General features: G+C 62.0%; 10 protein-coding genes. 4 read left to right on the forward strand and 6 right to left on the reverse strand.

The genetic code is table 11. The annotated features are described in order from the left end of the window. Nucleotides 1-44 precede the first annotated feature (44 nt). The 4 genes from pbpC to ACW5W8_RS03155 all read right to left on the reverse strand — a co-directional run bounded on the left by pbpC (nucleotide 45) and on the right by ACW5W8_RS03155 (nucleotide 10,055). On the reverse strand, nucleotides 45-2,477 hold the full coding sequence (pbpC, locus tag ACW5W8_RS03140; RefSeq protein ID WP_498626367.1) for a penicillin-binding protein 1C: 2,433 nt from the start codon (nucleotides 2,475-2,477) through the stop codon (nucleotides 45-47). Further along, complete coding sequence (locus tag ACW5W8_RS03145; protein ID WP_498626368.1) at nucleotides 2,443-7,326, reverse strand: alpha-2-macroglobulin family protein; 4,884 nt, start codon at nucleotides 7,324-7,326, stop codon at nucleotides 2,443-2,445. Before ACW5W8_RS03145 ends, pbpC begins: the two co-directional genes overlap by 35 nt. Before the next feature lie 165 nt (nucleotides 7,327-7,491). Next, the gene (locus tag ACW5W8_RS03150; RefSeq protein ID WP_498626369.1) at nucleotides 7,492-8,151 is read right to left on the reverse strand and encodes a DedA family protein; all 660 of its coding nucleotides are present in this window, start codon (nucleotides 8,149-8,151) and stop codon (nucleotides 7,492-7,494) included. Nucleotides 8,152-8,366: 215 nt separating this feature from the next. Further along, a complete protein-coding gene (locus ACW5W8_RS03155; RefSeq protein WP_498626370.1) occupies nucleotides 8,367-10,055 on the reverse strand; it encodes an FAD-dependent oxidoreductase in 1,689 nt (562 codons plus the stop codon). Between the two features lie 135 nt (nucleotides 10,056-10,190). On the opposite strand from ACW5W8_RS03155, the gene ACW5W8_RS03160 reads away from it, so the two are divergent. From ACW5W8_RS03160 to ACW5W8_RS03170, 3 genes are all read left to right on the forward strand, one after another. Then, nucleotides 10,191-13,127: a sensor domain-containing phosphodiesterase gene (locus tag ACW5W8_RS03160; RefSeq protein ID WP_498626371.1), complete on the forward strand. Its 2,937-nt coding sequence runs from the start codon at nucleotides 10,191-10,193 to the stop codon at nucleotides 13,125-13,127. A gap of 65 nt (nucleotides 13,128-13,192) precedes the next feature. Beyond that, nucleotides 13,193-13,990, forward strand: coding sequence for a pyruvate formate lyase 1-activating protein (pflA, locus tag ACW5W8_RS03165; protein WP_498626373.1), 798 nt, complete (start codon nucleotides 13,193-13,195; stop codon nucleotides 13,988-13,990). Nucleotides 13,991-14,080: 90 nt separating this feature from the next. Continuing rightward, entirely contained in the window at nucleotides 14,081-14,722 is a 642-nt protein-coding gene (locus tag ACW5W8_RS03170; protein WP_498626374.1) for an energy-coupling factor ABC transporter permease, read from the forward strand. An 83-nt stretch (nucleotides 14,723-14,805) separates the two neighbouring features. On the opposite strand, the gene ACW5W8_RS03175 is transcribed toward ACW5W8_RS03170, so the two are convergent. Next, nucleotides 14,806-16,098: an NAD(P)/FAD-dependent oxidoreductase gene (locus ACW5W8_RS03175; RefSeq protein WP_005333998.1), complete on the reverse strand. Its 1,293-nt coding sequence runs from the start codon at nucleotides 16,096-16,098 to the stop codon at nucleotides 14,806-14,808. Nucleotides 16,099-16,172: 74 nt separating this feature from the next. Next, nucleotides 16,173-16,712, reverse strand: a complete 540-nt coding sequence (gene ycfP, locus ACW5W8_RS03180; RefSeq protein ID WP_005334000.1) for an alpha/beta hydrolase YcfP — start codon at nucleotides 16,710-16,712, stop codon at nucleotides 16,173-16,175. A gap of 505 nt (nucleotides 16,713-17,217) precedes the next feature. Here ycfP and ACW5W8_RS03185 point away from each other — a divergent pair. Beyond that, nucleotides 17,218-18,624 (forward strand): nucleobase:cation symporter-2 family protein, encoded by a 1,407-nt coding sequence (locus ACW5W8_RS03185; RefSeq protein WP_227273433.1) that lies wholly within the window; start codon nucleotides 17,218-17,220, stop codon nucleotides 18,622-18,624. Nucleotides 18,625-18,638: the final 14 nt, after the last annotated feature.

Here is an 18,638-nt window from a genome sequence, read left to right on the forward strand (position 1 = left end):
CAAATGGTTAATTACATTCGCCTCAATGGCTGTCGGCAAAACGCTCAACGGGTGATGGTGCCTGCATCACTGTCAGGATGCACCACGCGAAACTCGATGCGATCGCTGTTGCCCGCTTCATCCACCACCACCAGCTGATAACGACCCGCCACGCTCAACACCTGATCCCCGTCCCAGCGCAGCCGCTGGCCATTGAGAAACCAGGCCGGCTTGCCGACACCGCCCAGCACCTTGGGCTGCAACCGGTAGCGCTGGCTGCGGATAAGGTTGCCCTCCCCCAGCGCCACGATGCGAATGGGGGCCTGCAGCTCGGCGCTCTGCGCCTCCCCAGCACAACCACTTGCAAGCAGCACCTGTCGTCGCTCGCCGGGCGTTCGCCACGGCTCCAGCGACAATGGCCAGAGCGCCCGGAAGCCAGATTGCGCCGCATCCTGGCAGCGGGCCAGGGTCGGCTTGCCTTCGGCAGTGAGTGCAACTTGGCGCAGCGGCGAGGGCCAGTCCATGGGGTCCGGCAAGGTGGGAGGATCGCGCCCTTCCAATAACCAGGCGCTCTGGCGCTGCAAACAGGCTTCAGGCAGGGTCGAGCTCACTTTGCGCCCCAGCGGCCAGCAGACCTCGGCCTCGCTCACCGTGTTGGGCTGTGCCGGCAGAGGGCTGTTGTCCGAGAGCCGAGAGTAGACCGACAGCAGCAGCGGCACCGCCGCGCTCTGGCCGTAAAAGCCGGGCATGGGGGTACCATCCGGGCGCCCCAACCAGACGCCGATGGTCCAGCGACCAGAGACCCCCATCGCCCAGCTGTCGCGATAGCCATAGCTGGTGCCGGTCTTCCAGGCCAGCCTGTTGACCCGGCCGGTCGCCTCGCTGGCAAAGGGTTGGTCCGCCCGTCCCTGCGCGCTCAATATTTGCCAGATGATCCAGGCCGCTCCCGGGCTCAGCAAGGGGCGTGACACCGCCTGCTGCCCCGCCAGCCAGACCGGCATCGCCACCTGCCCCTGCCGGGTCAGCGCGCTGTAGAGCGCCACCAGCTGCTCGAGCCGAATGCCCGCCGCCCCCAGCGCGATGGCCGGATTGGGTTTGTCGGAAAGGGCCAGCCGCACCCCGGCATTGTCGAGGCGGCTGACCAGCTTGTCGGCCCCAAGCGCCTCCAGCACCTGCACCGCTGGCACGTTGAGGGATTGCTGCAGAGCCTGGGTCAGGGTCACCGGCCCCTGAAAGGCACCGGAAAAGTTGGCGGGGCGATAATCGGAGCCCAGCCTTGGCGCGTCGGAGAGCAGGGAGGCCGAGTGCACCAACCCTTCGTCCATCGCCAGACCGTAGATAAAGGGCTTGAGGGTAGAGCCGGGGGAGCGGATCGCCTGCACCATGTCGAGATAACCGTGGCGGCGCAAATTGCCATACTCGGCGCTGCCCACATAGGCGCGCACCGCCATGGTTTTGTTGTCTACCAGCAGAAGGGCGGCGGAGGTCTGCTCGGGGAAACGGCGAATGTAGCTCGCCACCAGTCCCTCCAGCCAGCGCTGCAGATCGCCATCGATGGTGGTGTGCACCAGCGCCCCGGCCTGATGGTCGGCGGCGAGACGGGCAAACAGCGGCGCCTCCATCGGCGTGAAGTGACCGCGGGCCAGCACCGGTTCGATGCGTCCCTCCAACCACACCTGCTCGGGCCAGACGCCCTGCGCTACCAGCCGCAGCATCACCTTGTCACGGGCGGTGCGGGCCCGCTCGGGATGCCGGTCCGGCCGGTTGCGGCTGGGAGCCTGCGGCAGCACCGCCAACAGCGCTGCCTCGGCATAGGTCAGCTTGGCCGCACTCTTGCCAAGGTAGGCAAAACTTGCGGCCTGCACCCCCTCCAGATTGCCACCAAAGGGCGCCCGGTTCAGATAGACGGTAAGCAAGGTGCGCTTGTCATAGTGCCACTCCAGCTGCAGCGCACGCGCCATCTGGCGCAGCTTGCCGGGCACGCTCCTGTGGTAGGGCTCGATAAGACGCGCCACCTGCATGGTGAGGGTCGAGCCGCCCGATACAGCCCGCCCGTAACGCAGCCACTGCCAGACCCCGCGCACCATGGCCACCGGATTGACCCCGGGATGACGCCAGAAGTAGCGATCCTCGTAGCCGAGCAGCGCCTCGATATAGCGGGGGGAGACCTGCTCCAGGGTCACGGGGTAGCGCCACACGCCGCTGGTATCGGCAAAGGCGCGCAGCGGTCGCCCTTTCATGTCGAGCACCACCCGCGCGTAGGCGGGGTCGAGTGGCGGCGGCGGGATAATCCGATCCAGCGCCAGCAATGACAGGAGCAGTGCTACAACTCCCAGCACCGAAAAGCGCAGCCAGCGAGGCAGACCGCCAAGCCAGCGCCAGCCTGCGCGGCCACTGCGACCCAGGCTCAGCCAACCACGCTGCCAAAAAGTGAGCGGGCGAACCCGCTCAAGGGAGGGTTTGTTACTCAGAGATACGCACCTCGTGGATATCCTCACCCACAGCCCGCAGCTCGGGCCGGTACATATCCTCCACCTGGGTCGGCGGCACCTGATAGCGACCCGGCGTCACCGCCCGCATCAGGTAGACCAGCTGCTGGTTGCTCCCCTCACTCAGATCCAGCGCTGCCGTGTAGCGGTCGTCGCGAAACTCCTGATGCTTGAGATAGTCGTTCCACTCGCTCTGCCACGCCGGTTTCCCCTCGATGGAGAGCTCTTCCAGCTTGATGCTGTTGCCAAGGGCCGGGTTCTCCAGCTCGAAGCCGGCGGGCACCATCTCCACCAGCAGGGCATCGGGCACCGCCGATTCACTGCTGACATTGAGCCGCACCACCACCAGATCCCCCACCTTCACCTTGGCGGGCTCAAACGGCTGACCGTCGCTGTTGAACCAGCTGCGGGTCACGCTTATCCCCTGACTCAACCGGGTAGGAGCCTGTTCGGGGTAACCGACCAGAGTGCGCTGTACATAGAGGGATCCCTTGCCCTCGTTGGTGATGGCACTCGCCGCCAGTGCCTCGGGGGCACCCTGCTGTAGCGGAGCCGAACCGCTCAGGGATCCACTGTCAAGAGAGGAAGTTACCCTGGCCTGCCAGTCGACGGCCGGATCGAAGCGGGCCAGTCGCAGCAAGGCGAGCCGCTCCTGAGTGCTGAGCCACTGACGATGAGCCAGGGTATCGGCCACCTTGGCGCTGAGATCAGGCAAGCGCTCCGCAGCCAGCTTGTGCTGACGCAGCAAGGAGAGCTCGAGGGCCTGATCGCGCAGCGGCGAGCCGTAATCACCCAGATAGTCGTCACCGCGCTCGGTCGCCAATGCCCGGCTTAGGGCCTTGGCGGCGTTCTGCTCATCCCCCATGGCCGAGAGGGCCAGCGAGAGGTGGAGCAGCGGCAAACCTGAGCGGGCGTGATCGGCCTGCTGCTCCCAGATAAGCCGCAGAGTAGCGAGCGGCGCCTTGCCCACCCGGGCCAGCACATAGGCGCTGTAAGCCTGATAGGCCAGCCGGCTGTGCTCGGGGGCACTGCTCCAGCGCTCGCCGTACTGGCTGTCGGTGAGATAGCTCTGCAGCCGGTTCAGCGCCTGATTGAGCATTGCCTCCGGCACGGCGTCGCCCGCCTCCTTGCGCGCCAGCAGGTAGTCGGCGGCATAGGCGGTGAGCCACTGCTCCTCGTCGGAGCGACCATCCCACAGACCAAAGCCGCCGCTTGGCAGTTGCAACCGCTGCAGCCGTTGCAGCAGGGCGCGTTGCACATCCGCCTCGCTCGCCGCTTTCTTGCCCTCTGCGGGTTTGCTCCAGGCGGCCCGCTCATCGGCCGTGGTCAACAGATAGGGCCAGGCACGAGACAGGGTCTGCTCCAGACAGGCGTAGGGGTAGTCAACCAGCGTCTGCCACTGGGCTGCCGGATCCCAAGGCGGGGTGCCGGAGAGGCTGAGCAGCCCCTGCAGGTTGGCGCGATCCAGCCCGGTCAGCTCGGCTGGCGCAAAGCTCATCTGCTGGCCGGGGGACAGCATCTGGTAGCGCTGGCGAGTCTCGGCAGGCCAGGGGGAGCGCAGTGGCAAAGTCCAGTCACGGCTGATGGCAAAATCCTTGCCGCTGGCCGCCAACTGCAGGCTCGCCACGCCGCTCGCCCCGGTCACGGTGAGCGGCAGGGTCAACCACTGCTCCTCGCCATTTTTAAGGGAAAGGGTGCCGGGCAGCTCGCCATTTGCCTTGAGTCCGCCGTTGAGAGTCCAGACAAGGGAGAGGGTCTGATCCTCGCCACTCATGTTGCGCAGCTGCACCAGCGCCCGGGTCTCATCCCCTCTGGCGCCAAAGCGTGGCCAGCCAATCTCGGCCACCAGGGGCGCCACCACCTTGACGGCACGCTCGGACTCCCCGACTTGCTGTTCGTTCCAGGCCAGCGCCATCAGCGCCAGTTCGCCGTTGAAGTTGGGCAAGTCGAGCGGGATCACCGCCTTGCCGCTCTCATCAAAACTCACCTCGCCGCTCCAGAGCGCGGCTATCTCGACCCGGCTCTCCAGCGCACCGCCCTTTTTCAGCGGCGCCCGATCGCCGCCGTAGTTGAGACGGGCCAGCTTGCCATCCTGCGGCGGGATCACCTGGCCGTAGTTGTCGAACAAATCTTGGGAGAAGCGCTTGCGACCAAAGAAGATCTCGAACGGGTCGAGGGGCTGGTAGTCGCTGATATTGAGCACGCCCCGATCCACCGCCGCCAGCACCACCCGCCCCTGACTGTTGGGGGTGGAGGTGGCGGTCACTTCCAGTCGAGTGAGCGGCACCGCTTTATCAGGTGCGCTCAGGGTAAGCGGCAGACGGCGCGCTTCCCGGTCCAGCGTGAGCGGCACCAGACCGACCGAGCGCAGGCTCTGCACACTCTTTTGGCTCACCGGCTTTGAGTCACTGTCTGGCGCGGCGATCTGGGCCGAGATATGCAGATCATGACGCTGCCACTCGGGGCTGACCGGGATCTCGAACTCACCGCGGGCATCCTTGGCATCGCCGCCGGCACCCTTGAGCTCGATACGCTGCCACCAGCGCAGGCCGTCGCCATCCTCCACCATCAGCAAGCCCTTGCCGGGGCGCGGGGCCACCAGCGTCACTTTGGCCTTGTCGCCCGCCAGATAGGCGCGCTTGTCGAGGGTGATGGCAATCTTGTCAGGCCGCGCCTGCTCGCCACCGCCGCCCCAGGCGTAACTGCCTATCTCCACCCGCAGGCTGGATTGATGGCCCTGACTGTTCTCCACCTCCAATCGATACCAGCCCGCCGCCAGTTGCAGCGTGAGCGGGGTCGGCCCCTTGCCATCCAGCTGCAGGGTCTGCTCCTGCTCCAGATAGGGCTGGCTGTTGAACTCGTACTTCCACCCCTCGCCATCGGCGTAGTGCCAGTAGTAGTCGCGGTATTCGTTGATGAGGCGCACCTTCACCGCCCCCGCCACCGGCTGGCCTTGCTCATCGAGGTTGAGGATCTGGAAGGGGAGCGGCTTGCCCCCCTCTACCCGATCCGCCACAAAATCGGCCTTGAGCGCCGGCCACTGGCTGCCCGCGGGCCAGCCATACTGGGTGCGGCTGCGATTGACAGCGCGGCCACCGGGCTCGGAGAGCGACACCCGATAGGCCACCTCCAGCGGCCCGAGGGCACGCACCCCATCGAGCTCATCAGCAAGCGAAAACGTCCCCTTCCCCTGCGCATCGAGGGTGAGACTCCGCACCTCGAGATCCTTGGCCTGCTCGGCGAGCAGCACATCCCCCAGGGTGAACTCCTGCCACTGGGTAAAGGGCATGGTGGCACGGCTGATTTTCACCTCAGCCTTGGCCTTGGTGGCACTGGCTGGCGCGCCGTAGAGATAGTCCCCTTGCAGTGGCAGGGTGAGGGCTACGCCCAGACTCGTCACTTCCCCATCCTGCCCCTTGCCGAGCTGCAGTTTCAGCCGCTCCGGCAAGAACTCTTCCACCAGAAAAGGCCACTCGAAGCGGCTGCCAGCGGCGGTCTTGAGGTTGATGGTCCAGCGCCCGAGCGGCGCATCATCCGGTAGACGCAGGCCGTAGTGGGCCGCGCCCAAATTGTCCGGCAGCAGCCGTTTCTGTTCGAGCAGCTGGCCGTCCGGCTGCTTCACCTCCAGCTCCACCGCCATCCCCGGCAGCAGCTGGCCATCTTGGCCCTTGAGCAGGATCTCGCTGTCGAGCCGCTCGCCGGGGCGATAGAGATCGCGCCCACTGAACAGATAGAGCTGCTGGGCCTGCCAGGGCTGGGTGCCGAGATCGAAGGTGGAGAGATCGAGCGCAGCCCCATCGAGACGCAGCACCGCCAGATGGTTGCCCTGTTCGGCCAGCAGCAAGCGAGCCCCCTGCACCTGATCGAAACGGCGATGGCCCTGCGGATCGGTGGTTTGCACCTGCAGCCGGTTGCCTTTCTCGTCGAGCAGGGAGAGCTGCACATCCTTGAGCGGGTCGGCGCTGGCCAGGGAGCTCACGAACACCTCCAGCTGATCGCGGTAACGGCGGGCACTGAGCCCCATGTCGCTCACCGCAAAATAGGTGGTCTCCTTGCGCCAGTCGTAGTTGCCAAGGGGCGACATCACCGCAAAGTAGACGCCAGCCTCCGCCAGCTGTGGCTCCTTCACATTGATGAGGCGAGTCTCGCGCCGGTTGGCATCAAGCTCCAGGGCGTAGCGGCCGCTGAATACCCGCTTGGCCCGCTGGGTGATCTGCTCAAGCTCCCAGTTGCCCATGCCAGCACCGGGGCGATACTCGGCCAGAAAGCGGGGCAGATACTCGGCATCGACCCGGAAGAAATCGATATTGACCTCATCCACGTTGACCGCGCTGATGGGCAAGCGAAGTTCCTGACGCAGCGGCAATACCATGCCGCTGGCGGTAAACGAAGCCCCCGCCTCCAGCGGGCGGGTCTTGAGCGTCCAGCTCTGGGGCGATGGGCCCAACCCAGCCTTGAGGCTCACCTCATAGCTTTTGTCGGGCTGCACGTTCGGGAAATAGAGGGTGCGACCATCGTCGGCCAGGATCCACTCCCCCTGCACCTGCTTGCCCCCTTCATTGACAGAGAGCCAGCTCTGCCAATTGGCCTTGGGCGCCAAGGGGCCAGAGAAGACCAGCGCCAGCGCCGGCGCATCGCGATATTGACGGGCATTGGCCTGCACTACAGAAGTTGGCGCCCCGGCCTCCTGCTGCGCGGTGGATTCTGTGGTCGATATTTGGCTGGCGGGCTTGTCAGGGCCGCAACCAGACAGTAAACCGACCACTCCGCAAAGCAGCAGGGCCGAGCAGCGGCGGCGCAGAGCGCCGGTTTCAGCGGTAGAGCGGTGAGAAGCAGAGGGAGAGTCGAAGAGGCGCATAGGTTCCATCCCGAGTTGGAGCGCTGCAAACGCAGCGTGGCTGGAAACAGGATAAGGCATCCTGTTCACCCGACACAAAGCTCATTACCCGAATGGGCACAATTTCGCGCCCCTGCAGCACGAGAACCCCCTTGCCCACTGATCCAGTGCGGCAAGGGTTGTCATCTAGTCGTGGCTGGTCTCGTTTTTTGCTCCGCCTTTGAACCAGCGAAACAGGATGGCCATGACGGCCGCCAGAAACAGCACCAGCGAGGTAATCAGCAGGGCCCGGGTCAACAGTTCGCTGTGGTGGAGGAAGAAGGGAGTATTCATCGCCAGCTTGCCCACCAAACTGAGACAGAGCGCCCACATAAAGGCACTGGCAAAGCTGGCCACGCACATCCGCAGCACGCTCAGGCGGCCAATCCCCATCAGCATGGGAGTCAAGACCCGTACGAACGGGATAAAGCGGGAGGAGAACATCGCCAGAAAACCGTACTTTTTCAGCAGCCGGGTCGCCTTGGGCAGGCTGTCGGGTGGCAACATCCGCTCGATATGTTCCATAAAACGGGTGCGCTGCAGGGCACGCCCCTGCCAGTACGCCAGCACGGATCCCAGCCCCGCCGCCAGCGGCAGATAGATGAGCGTTACTTCCGTCCCGAGGACGCCCATGCCCACCAACCCGCCGGCCAGCAGCACCAGGCTGTCCCCCGGCAGGGGCAGGAAAACGAATGCGGACTCCAGCAGCAGTACCAGCATCAGGCAACTGATCAGCAGGGGTACCGCCTGCATCTGAACCAGGGCGTCAAAATCCTGATGCCAAATGGCCATCAGCATATCCAGCATGTCACTCTCCCTACTACACGGTTCATCATGAACGAGGCTGGGGTTATAGCACCCATCCCCTGAACAAAACGTTAATTTTGTCCGGCGCAGGAAATAAAGTGTGTCGAAATATTGCAGCAACGAGGGGAATGCAAGAAGGGCGAAAAGCAGAAACAAAAAGCCCCTCATCTTGCACGCACAAGGGAGAGGGGCAAACAGGCACAGAAATAAAACGGTTACTCGGCGGTGGCCATCTGCCAGGTTTTGAAGCCGCCGGAGAGATTCTTCACTTTGAAGCCGTGCTGGCTCAGCAGGCGGCAGGCGACATAGCCGCGCAGCCCGACCTGACAGCTGATCAGCAGCTCTTTCTCTTTGGGCAACTCATGGAGGCGACCACGCAGCTCGTCGAGGGGGATATGCAGCGCCCCCGGAATGCGGCCCAGCTTGTCGAGCTCGGGGCCATTGCGCACATCCACCACCAGCTGATGGGGGTTACGAGCCTCAACCTCGGCCACGTGGCAGAGCAGGGTGTCCCCCTTCAGATGGTTGCTTGCCACAAAGCCGGCCATGTTGATCACATCCTTGGCCGAGCCGAACGGCGGCGCATAGGTGAGCTCCAGATCCTGCAGGTCAAACACGGTGAGACCGGCGCGCTGGGCCACCGCCAGCACGTCGATGCGCTTGTCGATGCCATCCTTGCCGATGGCCTGGGCACCGTAAATCTTGCCATCCGGGGCAAACAGCAGCTTGAGGCTGACCGGATGGGCGCCGGGGTAGTAACCGGCGTGGCTGCCCGGGTGGACATAAACCTTCTCGAACGGCAATCCCAGTTGCACCAGTCGCTTCTCGTTCAGCCCCGTGCTGGCCACCGCCAGATCGAACAGCTTGCAGATGGCGGTCCCTTGGGTCTTCTTGTAGGTTTCGCTTCGGCCCAGCATATTGTCGGCGGCGATGCGCCCCTGCCGGTTGGCCGGGCCCGCCAGCGGGATCAGCACAGCTTCGCCGGTGACGAAATCAATCTCTTCCACCGCATCCCCCACCGCATAGATAAAGGGATCCGAGGTTCGCATCCCGGCATCGACCTTGATGCCGCCCCGTGGGCCCAGCTCCAGCCCCGCCTTGGCAGCGAGCAGGGTTTCCGGCTTGACGCCGATGGCGAGGATCAAGAGACCGGTATCAAGATGGGAACCGTCATTGAGGGTCAGGCGCAGGCCACCGCTTTTGGCGGTCGGTACGGCGGAGGTCTTCTCGGCAGGCAGATCCAGACTCTCGATGGCGGTGAGGCCGGTGCGCAGGCGCAGGTCGATCCCCTCTTCCCGGATGCGGGCATGGAGCATGTTGGCCATCTCCTTGTCCACCGGTGCCATCACCTGATCGGCCAGCTCCAGCAGGGTGACATCCAGCTTGCGCTGGTGCAGCGCCTCCATCATCTCCAGCCCGATAAAGCCGCCGCCCACCACAGTGACGTGGCGCGGCTGATCGTGGTGCAGGGCCGCCAGAATGCGATCCATGTCCGGGATGTTGCGCAGGGTATAGACATGGGGGCTGTCGATACCGGGGAAAGGCGGACGGATCGGCGCCGCCCCCGGGCTCAGCAGCAGCACATCGTAATGCTCGCGCTGCTCTTCGCCGGTTTGCAGGTTGCGCACCAGCAAGGTCTTGCCCGCCTTGTCGATCTCAATCGCATCGTGGAAGACCCGCACATCGACGTTGAAACGGCGCTTGAAACTCTGGGGAGTCTGCAGCAGTAAGGCATCCCGGTCGGGGATATCGCCCCCGATGTGATAGGGCAGACCGCAGTTGGCGAAGCTGACAAACTCGCCCCGCTCGAACATCACGATCTCCGCCTCTTCACTCAAACGACGAGCACGAGCCGCCGCCGATGCGCCCCCCGCGACACCACCGATAATCAGGATCCGTTTCATCTGCAAGACTCCTCATACATGATAATGGGCAATAAATTAGACTTTTCTAATTTAGAATTCAATGAAATTTTGTTTCACACCATTTTGCAGTATTCTTGCAACCCCGACGGTTGCTTAACAGGATGTTGTTTGTTCATGTCGTCTACCGCACTCAGTCATCTTCCTCCTGCCCTCCAGACGCCGCTGTTTTTCCGTCTGGATCTGCGCAGTCAACGGCTGGTCGCCCTGACCGACGTGATGCAAACCCCGCTCTACTGGCTCGATGAGCCGCGCGCCCCCTGGCCTGCCCAGCTTCCCGATGCACTGCGCCTGCCCATCGAACAACTGCTGGCCAACGGCCATGGCGGCAAGATCACCGTGCGCTTTGCCAGCCAGTTGTGGCATATCGCCCTCGCCCACGAGCAGGATGGCTTCTGGCTTATCTGTCTGCAGAACCTTCGCCAGGAGCCCATCGCCGATCTGGCATTGCAACTGCCGCGCCTCAGCCAGATGGCGAGCCAGCAACAGTATGCGCCCCTGCTCGAGGCCCTTAAAGAGAGTCTGGGGGCCGATCGGCTCATCCTCTGGCACTATCAGGCCAACGGCGATCTCGGCAGCGAGCAACTCACCCCGGTATTCACTCTGGGGGTCGAGGCGCTCTACCCCATTCGCGGTGACAGCCGCTATATCCGCGCCCTGCGTACCCGCAAAGCCTTGAGCTTCTCGGAAGCCGCCCACCAACCGATGCTGAGCAATCACCTCTATCTGACCAGTGCCGGTGTGCGCTCACGCCTCGATGGGGCCCTGCTGGAGCAGGACAAGCTGTTCGGGGTGCTGAGTCTGGAGTATCTCGATCCCACCCCGCTCAGCGAGGAGATGTTGCAACTGGTGCGCAGCAGTGCCCAGCTGCTCGGTCACTGGCAGCCGCAACCAGAAGAGCGCCGTGCCGAGCTTGCCCTCCCGCCCGAGCTGCACCAGCAGACCGGCATCGACTACTGCAAGACGCTGGTAAGCTGGGCCATGAACGCCAGCGGCGCCCGGGTGGGCTGGATCGGCGAGTTCCAGCCCCGCGGTCAGGCTCTCTGGATCATCCCCCGCTGCGTCATCAACGAGGAGATCTGCTCCACCCTCAAGCCCATCCAGCTCGACCCCGGCCCCGCTCAGGAGCTGTTCCAGCATGGTCAGGCCATCTATGTGGAAGATCTGCCCGTGCGCTATCCCAAGGCGACCCGGCTGCTTGCCCTCAATGCCAGTGCCTACATCGGCATTCCGCTCCATGGTCAAAGCGGCGCCCCCATTGGCCAGATCACCCTGCTGCTCGATGCCCCCCTTGAGGAGCCCGAACTGCTGCTGGATCTGTTGAGCAGCCAGCACGAGCGGGCCGCCATCGAGCTCAAGCGCCTTGCCGCCGACGACGCCCTGCGGCTGGCCGAGGTGGCCTTCAATACCCACGATGGGCTGATCGTGATGGATCACAACGGCATCATCCTCAAGGTCAACCACTCCTTCAGCCGGATCACCGGATTTGGCGAGGTAGAGGTGATCGGTCACTCCATTCGCAAGCTGCGCCCCACCTACTACGGGGATCATCTCAAGGAAGATGTCAGCCGCACCGTCAACGAGCAGGAGTTCTGGCTTGGGGAAGAGCGCTGCCTGCACAAGGATGGCCACCTCTTTCCGGTGCGTTTGATGGTGAACGGCGTCAAGAATGAGCGGGGGGAGCTCAGCCACTTTATCTGCAGCTTCTACGACATCACCCAGGAAAAAGAGGCGGCCAAACACATAGAGCAGCTCGCCTACTACGACGATCTCTGCGGCCTGCACAACCGGCGCAGCCTCAACCATATTTTGCAACAGACCCTGAGCACCCCCAACGGCCAGTGGGGCGCCCTGCTACTGCTGGATCTCGACAACTTCAAGTCGATCAACGACTCCCTCGGTCACGCCTGCGGCGATCTGCTGCTGCAGGCCGTAGTGCAGCGTTTCAGGGAGCTGCCCCAGGACAATCTGGTGCAGGCCCGCATCTCGGGGGACGAATTTGCCCTGCTCTTTACCCAGCTGGGACAAGGGGAAGTCACCGCCAAAATTCTGGCAGAGCACTTCGCCCGCGAGCTGATGGGGCTATTTCGCACCCCGTTCGACATCGGCGATCACAAACTGCACTGCAGCGCCTCGGTGGGGATCAGCCTCTTCTCCGGCAACGAGCCAGATCATCTGGTTCTGATGCAACAGGCCGACACCGCGACCCACATGGCCAAGCGGGCCGGTCAGGGCCACTACGTCTTCTTCACCGAAGCGATGGCCCTTCAGGAGAAGAACCGGCTGACCCTCACCAACCAGTTGCGCGACGCCCTGCGCCATCACGAGCTGCAACTGCACTATCAGCCGCAATACCGGGTAGACAATGGATCGCTATCGGGCATCGAGGCGCTGCTGCGATGGCAGCGCAGCGATGGCACCATGGTACCGCCCGGGGAGTTCATCCCCATCGCCGAAGAGACCAGCCTGATCCTCGAGATTGGCTACTGGGTGATGAAGACCGCCTGTGCCCAATACAGCTTCTGGCTCAACCGTGGCCTACAGATCCCCCATCTGTCGGTCAACGTCAGCGCCCGCCAGTTCCACACTCAGGGCTTCGTGCAACAGGTGGAGTACATACTGCGCGACACCGGCGTTCCCCCCTCCCGCCTGCTGCTGGAGGTGACCGAATCTGTGGTACTGGAAAACCGCACCGAGAGCATCGCCAGAATGCGCCAGCTCAAGGAGCTCGGCATCCTCATCTCCATCGACGACTTTGGCACAGGCTACTCATCGCTGGCCTATCTGCGGGATCTGCCCGCCGATGAGGTGAAGCTGGACAGAAGCTTCATTCAGACCCTGGTGCACAGCGAACAGGACAGGGCCATCGTCAAGGCAATCCTCGATCTGGCTCAGGTATTCCGCTTTACCGTCACCGCCGAAGGGGTAGAAGAGGAGGCACAACTGGCCATTCTCAGAGAGCTGGGATGTCAGCATTATCAAGGGTACCTCACCAGCCGCCCGCTCACCATCAGGGAGCTGGAACAGCTGCTGGACGGCAACGGGCCGGACTAAAGGTGTAGGATCAATAGGGGTTTATGTAATAAAATAACGGCCTGCTCGAATCGTTGGAGTTGTTTATGTCTGTCATTAATCGGATCCCTGCCGTTGAAATCAGCCAGCCAGCCGGATCTCACGGTACCATTGGCCGGATCCATTCCGTCGAAACCTGCGGCACTGTCGATGGTCCGGGGATACGCTTTATCGTATTCATGCAAGGCTGCCTGATGCGCTGTAAGTACTGCCACAACCGCGATACCTGGGATACCGAGGGTGGCCGCGAAGTGACCGTCGCGGAGTTGATGAGTGACATCACCAGCTATCGCCACTTCATGAATGCCTCCGGCGGTGGCGTGACAGCGTCCGGCGGTGAAGCCATGCTGCAACCGGCCTTCATTACCGAACTGTTTACCGCCTGCAAAGAGAAAGGGATCCACACCTGTCTCGACACCAACGGCTTCGTCCGTCATCTCGACCAACAGGTGGACAAGCTGCTCGACCAGACCGATCTGGTGCTGCTCGACATCAAACAGATCAATGACGAGAAACACATTCCGCTGACCCACGTCAGCAACAGATACACCCTGGAGTTTGCTCGCTATCTGGCGGCCAAAGGCAAGACCATGTGGATCCGCTACGTGGTGGTGCCGACCTGGAGCGACGACGATGAGAGCGCCGAAGATCTCGGCAAGTTTATCGCCGGACTGGGCAATAGCGTGGAGAAGGTGGAGCTGCTTCCCTACCATGAGCTCGGCAAACACAAGTGGGACGTGCTGGGCGACCCTTACGAGCTGAGCGGGATCAAGCCCCCCAGCAAGGAGACCATGGAGCGGGTCAAGGGCATCCTTGGCAAATACCACAACAACGTGAAATATTGATGTGCAAGCAGGCTGACTCGTCAGCCTGCTCTGTTATGGGGCGGGCAGGAAGGCCGCCCGAAATCCCCCCCTGCATGAATGGACGACAAGATGAGTGAAGGACAACTCGCCGCCCTCCTGATCTGGCTGGTTTTACTGGCCTTTAGCCTGCGCAGCGCCCTGTGGCAAACCCTCCATGACAACCCTCTCTATCAGCACCTGCTGCTGGGCGGTGCCATCGCCCTCATCCCGCTCTGGACGTTGCGAGCCGGTTTGCATGAGGGGCTGGAGGTGCATTTTCTCGGACTCACCACCCTCACCCTGCTGCTGGGCTGGCGGCTGGCCCTGCTTGCCCCCTGCCTGACCCTGCTGGTACTCGACTACTTCGGCGTGACCAATCTGGCCGACTTTGGCTGGCAGGCTCTGGTCGGCATTGCCCTGCCGGTTGCCACCAGCTGGCTGCTGTTTCTGGCCAGCTGGGCCTGGCTGCCGCGCCATCTCTTTATCTATATCTTCGTAGCCGCCTTTCTTGGCGGCGCCCTCGCCATCTCGGTCAAGGTGGCAGCCAGCGCCCTGTTGATGGGGATAAGCGGCAGCTACCCCTGGCATACGATCACGGCAGACTACCTCTCCATCTGGCCGCTGCTGCTGTTCCCCGAAGCCCTGCTCAACGGCATGGCGATGACAGTGCTGGCCATCTACCGCCCCCACTGGGTCAATACCTTCTTCGACCGCACCTATCTGGGCAAGTAACCCCCTTTCCCCGATCTGCGCTCATAAAAAAGGAGAGGCCGTGGCCTCTCCTTTTGCTATTCCGAATTGTGGTTAATCCTGGCTTAGTGCAGCTTCAGGGTCGGGCGCAGTACCCGGTTGATGCGACCCACCAGCATGATGAGGCCGGTCTTGACGTAGCCGTGCAGTGCGATCTGGTGCATCCGGTAGAGGGAGATGTAGACCAGACGGGCAATGTAGCCCTCCACCATCATGGAGCCGCGCATCAGGTTGCCCATCAGGCTGCCCACGGTGGAGAAGCGGCTGAGGGACACCAGCGAACCGTGGTCGTGGTAGAGGTAAGGCTTCATCTCGCCGCCGTTCATCTTGGCCAGAATATTCTTGAACGCCTGGCTGGCCATCTGGTGGGCAGACTGGGCACGCGGCGGCACGAACTTGCCATCCGGCTGCGGACAGGCGGCGCAGTCACCGATAACGAAGATGTTCTCGTCACGGGTGGTCTGCAGGGTCTCTTTCACCACCAGCTGGTTGATGCGGTTGGTCTCAAGACCGGCGATATCCTTCATAAAGTCAGGCGCCTTGATGCCGGCCGCCCACACCATCAGGTCAGCTTCAATCAGCTCGCCATCCTTGGTGTGCAGACCATCGCTGGTCGCTTCGGTGATCATGGTGGCGGTACGCACGTCCACACCCAGCTTGACCAGCTCCTGATGAGCGGCGCCGCTGATGCGCTCCGGCAGAGCCGGCAGAATGCGCGGACCCGCTTCCACCAGGGTCACCTTCAGGCTGTCGGTGGTGAGGTTCTTGAAGCCGTAGGCGTAGAGCTGCTCGACCGCGTTGTAGAGCTCGGCAGAGAGCTCAACGCCGGTTGCGCCGCCGCCGACGATCGCAATCTTCACTTTGTCGCCCGGTTTATATTCGGTGGCGAACTGCAGGAAGCGGTTCATCATGCTGTTGTGGAAACGGTGCGCCTGGGAGGGGCTATCGAGGAAAATACAGTTATCCTTGATGCCCTTGGTGTTGAAGTCGTTGGAGACAGAACCGATGGCCATCACCAGATAGTCGTAGGGCAGTTCGCGCTCGTTGACCACGATGTCGCCATTGTCGTCGTGGATCGGGGCCAGCACGATGCGTTTATCGTCACGCTTGATGTCGGTCAGGGTGCCGAGCTGGAAGTCGAAACCGTGGTTCTTGGCGTGAGACTGGTAGCTCAGGGCATCGATGCCCGCGTCCATGGAGCCGGTGGCCACTTCGTGCAGCAGGGGTTTCCACAGGTGGGTGCGGTTGCGATCGACCAGAGTGATCTTGGCCTTGTTCTTCTTGCCAAGCTTGCGACCCAGACTGGTGGCCAGCTCCAGGCCACCGGCGCCGCCGCCTACAACGACAATATTCATCATGATGATTTTCCTCGGTTCCTCAAAACGAAAGGGAGCCATTGGCTCCCTAAAACGAAATCGGTCGACGTGATGGATCAGGCTTCTTTGAAGGCCTTCATCCGCTGCAGATGATGCGAGATATTTTTGAACTTATGAGTCTCGCGCTCATCCCACACGATGTCGTAATAGTTCTTCAATTCACGTTCAGTGTCCCGATTATCGCGCACTTCATCCTGAACGGAAAGGATACACAGGCAGTTTCCTGAATTTTTCTTACGAAATTCAGTTACACACTTGGTACCGATATCGTCATATTCTTCCGGCCGGTCGATCTTGCCCTGCATGTTCTCTTCCGGATGGAGGTTGGGGTTGAAGATCACTTGGCGAATGCCGCACAGAAAGCCGATCCGCTCGCTCCAGTAGCCACCAAGACCCACGCCGCAGATCAGCGGTTTGGGATCGGTACTCATATCGAGCTGTTTTTTCACTTCCTTGAGCAAATGGCTCATATCATGACGGGGGTGAACCGTGCTGTAGTGCACGAAACGCACATCATCATCAATAAACTGCAACTGCAGCACTTTCTCGTGATTGCCTGGGCTGGTGGCATCGAAGCCATGCAGATAGATGATCATGGATAAGACCTCAAGATCTGTGTCGGTTTTATCGAAACTACCCCAGCGGCGGCCCCGTGCGCCACCAAAACATCCAACTTTCTTGCTTTGGATCACGCCCCCGCCCCCGATTGCGCCCTGCGGCCCGCGAGCGCCGTCACATGCAGAGGGGCGCATTGCGAGCAACCCTCTGGTGCCCAGCTATCAAAGTGAGATCGCCAGACCGATAATGATAAACCCCTTACCAATCTGAGATGCCCCCACCTCCTTCCCCTGCCAGCAGCCGGGCACTTATCTGGCCGGTATGTGACTCATCCCGCAAAAACAAGGCGTTATCGCCAAACGTTTTCTCTCGTGAGCGGCGTTGTGCATGTTTTGTGCACTGACCCGTGCTGCACCGGCTCCCTCTCACTACTGCCGAGGGATCTGGCACCTCTGTCAATACACGAGATCAATGACCGGGAAAGCTGCGGCTTTCACTATCTTGCCTGTAGCAGTTGCGCGGGCTTCAAGGAGTGATCTGTTCATGAACGAGACCAATCCCCCCTCCCCCCGACCGGGTGCGCGCAAGCGCCCGGTGGATGAAGTGGAGCGCATGCTCCCCATGGGCCAACTCTTTACCCTGGGCCTGCAACATGTGCTGGTGATGTACGCCGGCGCCGTGGCGGTGCCACTGGTGATTGGCGGCAGTCTGGGGCTACCCAAGGAGCAGATCTCCTACCTTATCAGTTCGGATCTCTTCTGCTGCGGCATCGTCACCCTGCTGCAATGTGTCGGGATTGGCCGATTTGCCGGGATCCGGCTGCCGGTCATCATGTCGGTCACCTTTGCCGCCGTGATGCCCATGCTGGCCATCGGAGCCAACCCGGATCTGGGGCTGACGGGCATCTTCGGCGCCACCATCGCCGCGGGTATCATCTCGACACTGCTGGTGCCGCTGATAGGTAGGCTGATGCCACTCTTCCCCACCGTAGTGACCGGGGTGGTTATCACCTCCATCGGGATCAGCATCATGCAGGTGGGGATCGACTGGATGGCGGGGGGCAAGGGTAATCCAGAATATGGCAGCCTGCGCTATATCGGCACCAGCTTTCTGGTGCTCGTCTTTATCCTGCTGGTGACCCGCTTCACCAAGGGCTTTTTCAGCAATATCTCGGTGCTGCTCGGGATCATCTTCGGTTTCGTGGTGGCCATCGCCATGGGCGAAGTGAGCCTCGATGGCCTCGGCGAAGCAGCCTGGTTTGCCCCCATAGTGCCCTTCGCCTTCGGCTGGCCCACCTTCGACCCCATCTCCATCGCCACCCTCACTGTCATCATGCTCATTACCTTTATCGAATCCATGGGGATGTTTCTGGCCCTTGGCGACATCGTCGGCCATCCGGCCAGACGCGGTGATATCGTGCGCGGGCTGCGGGTGGATGGCATCGGCACCATTATTGGTGGGATATTCAACAGCTTCCCCCACACATCGTTCTCCCAGAATATCGGTCTGGTGAGCGTGACCGGAGTATCGAGTCGCTGGGTCTGTGTGATGTCGGGGGGGATCCTGCTCGCCTTTGGCCTTATCCCCAAGATGTCGGTGCTGGTCGCCTCCATCCCGCCCTTCGTGCTGGGGGGCGCCGGTATCGTCATGTTCGGTATGGTGCTGGCCACCGGTATTCGCATCCTGGCGCGCACCGATTACAACAGCAACCGCCACAACCTCTATATCGTCGCCATCAGTCTCGGAATTGGCATGATCCCGACGGTCTCCGGGAATTTTTTCCAGCAGCTTCCGGCGCAGCTACAACCGCTTTTTCATAGCGGTATCCTGCTGGCCACCATCAGTTCGGTGCTGCTCAACCTCTTCTTCAACGGCTATCAGCCGGATCTGAGTCACCAGACCCGTCCTCTGTTCGTTGGTCCCATCAAACCCCAGCAAGAGCAGGCATAACAAACAGGCCCCCG

The organism is Aeromonas aquatilis (genome assembly GCF_054052405.1).

Coding starts and splice junctions, on each gene's coding strand:
- ACW5W8_RS03185 (WP_227273433.1), top strand. CDS start 17,218: ATGAACGAGACCAATCCCCCCTCCCCCCGACCGGGTGCGCGCAAGCGC.
- ycfP (WP_005334000.1), bottom strand. CDS start 16,712: ATGATCATCTATCTGCATGGCTTCGATGCCACCAGCCCAGGCAATCAC.
- pflA (WP_498626373.1), top strand. CDS start 13,193: ATGTCTGTCATTAATCGGATCCCTGCCGTTGAAATCAGCCAGCCAGCC.
- ACW5W8_RS03175 (WP_005333998.1), bottom strand. CDS start 16,098: ATGATGAATATTGTCGTTGTAGGCGGCGGCGCCGGTGGCCTGGAGCTG.
- ACW5W8_RS03145 (WP_498626368.1), bottom strand. CDS start 7,326: ATGCGCCTCTTCGACTCTCCCTCTGCTTCTCACCGCTCTACCGCTGAA.
- ACW5W8_RS03155 (WP_498626370.1), bottom strand. CDS start 10,055: ATGAAACGGATCCTGATTATCGGTGGTGTCGCGGGGGGCGCATCGGCG.
- ACW5W8_RS03150 (WP_498626369.1), bottom strand. CDS start 8,151: ATGCTGGATATGCTGATGGCCATTTGGCATCAGGATTTTGACGCCCTG.
- ACW5W8_RS03160 (WP_498626371.1), top strand. CDS start 10,191: ATGTCGTCTACCGCACTCAGTCATCTTCCTCCTGCCCTCCAGACGCCG.
- ACW5W8_RS03170 (WP_498626374.1), top strand. CDS start 14,081: ATGAGTGAAGGACAACTCGCCGCCCTCCTGATCTGGCTGGTTTTACTG.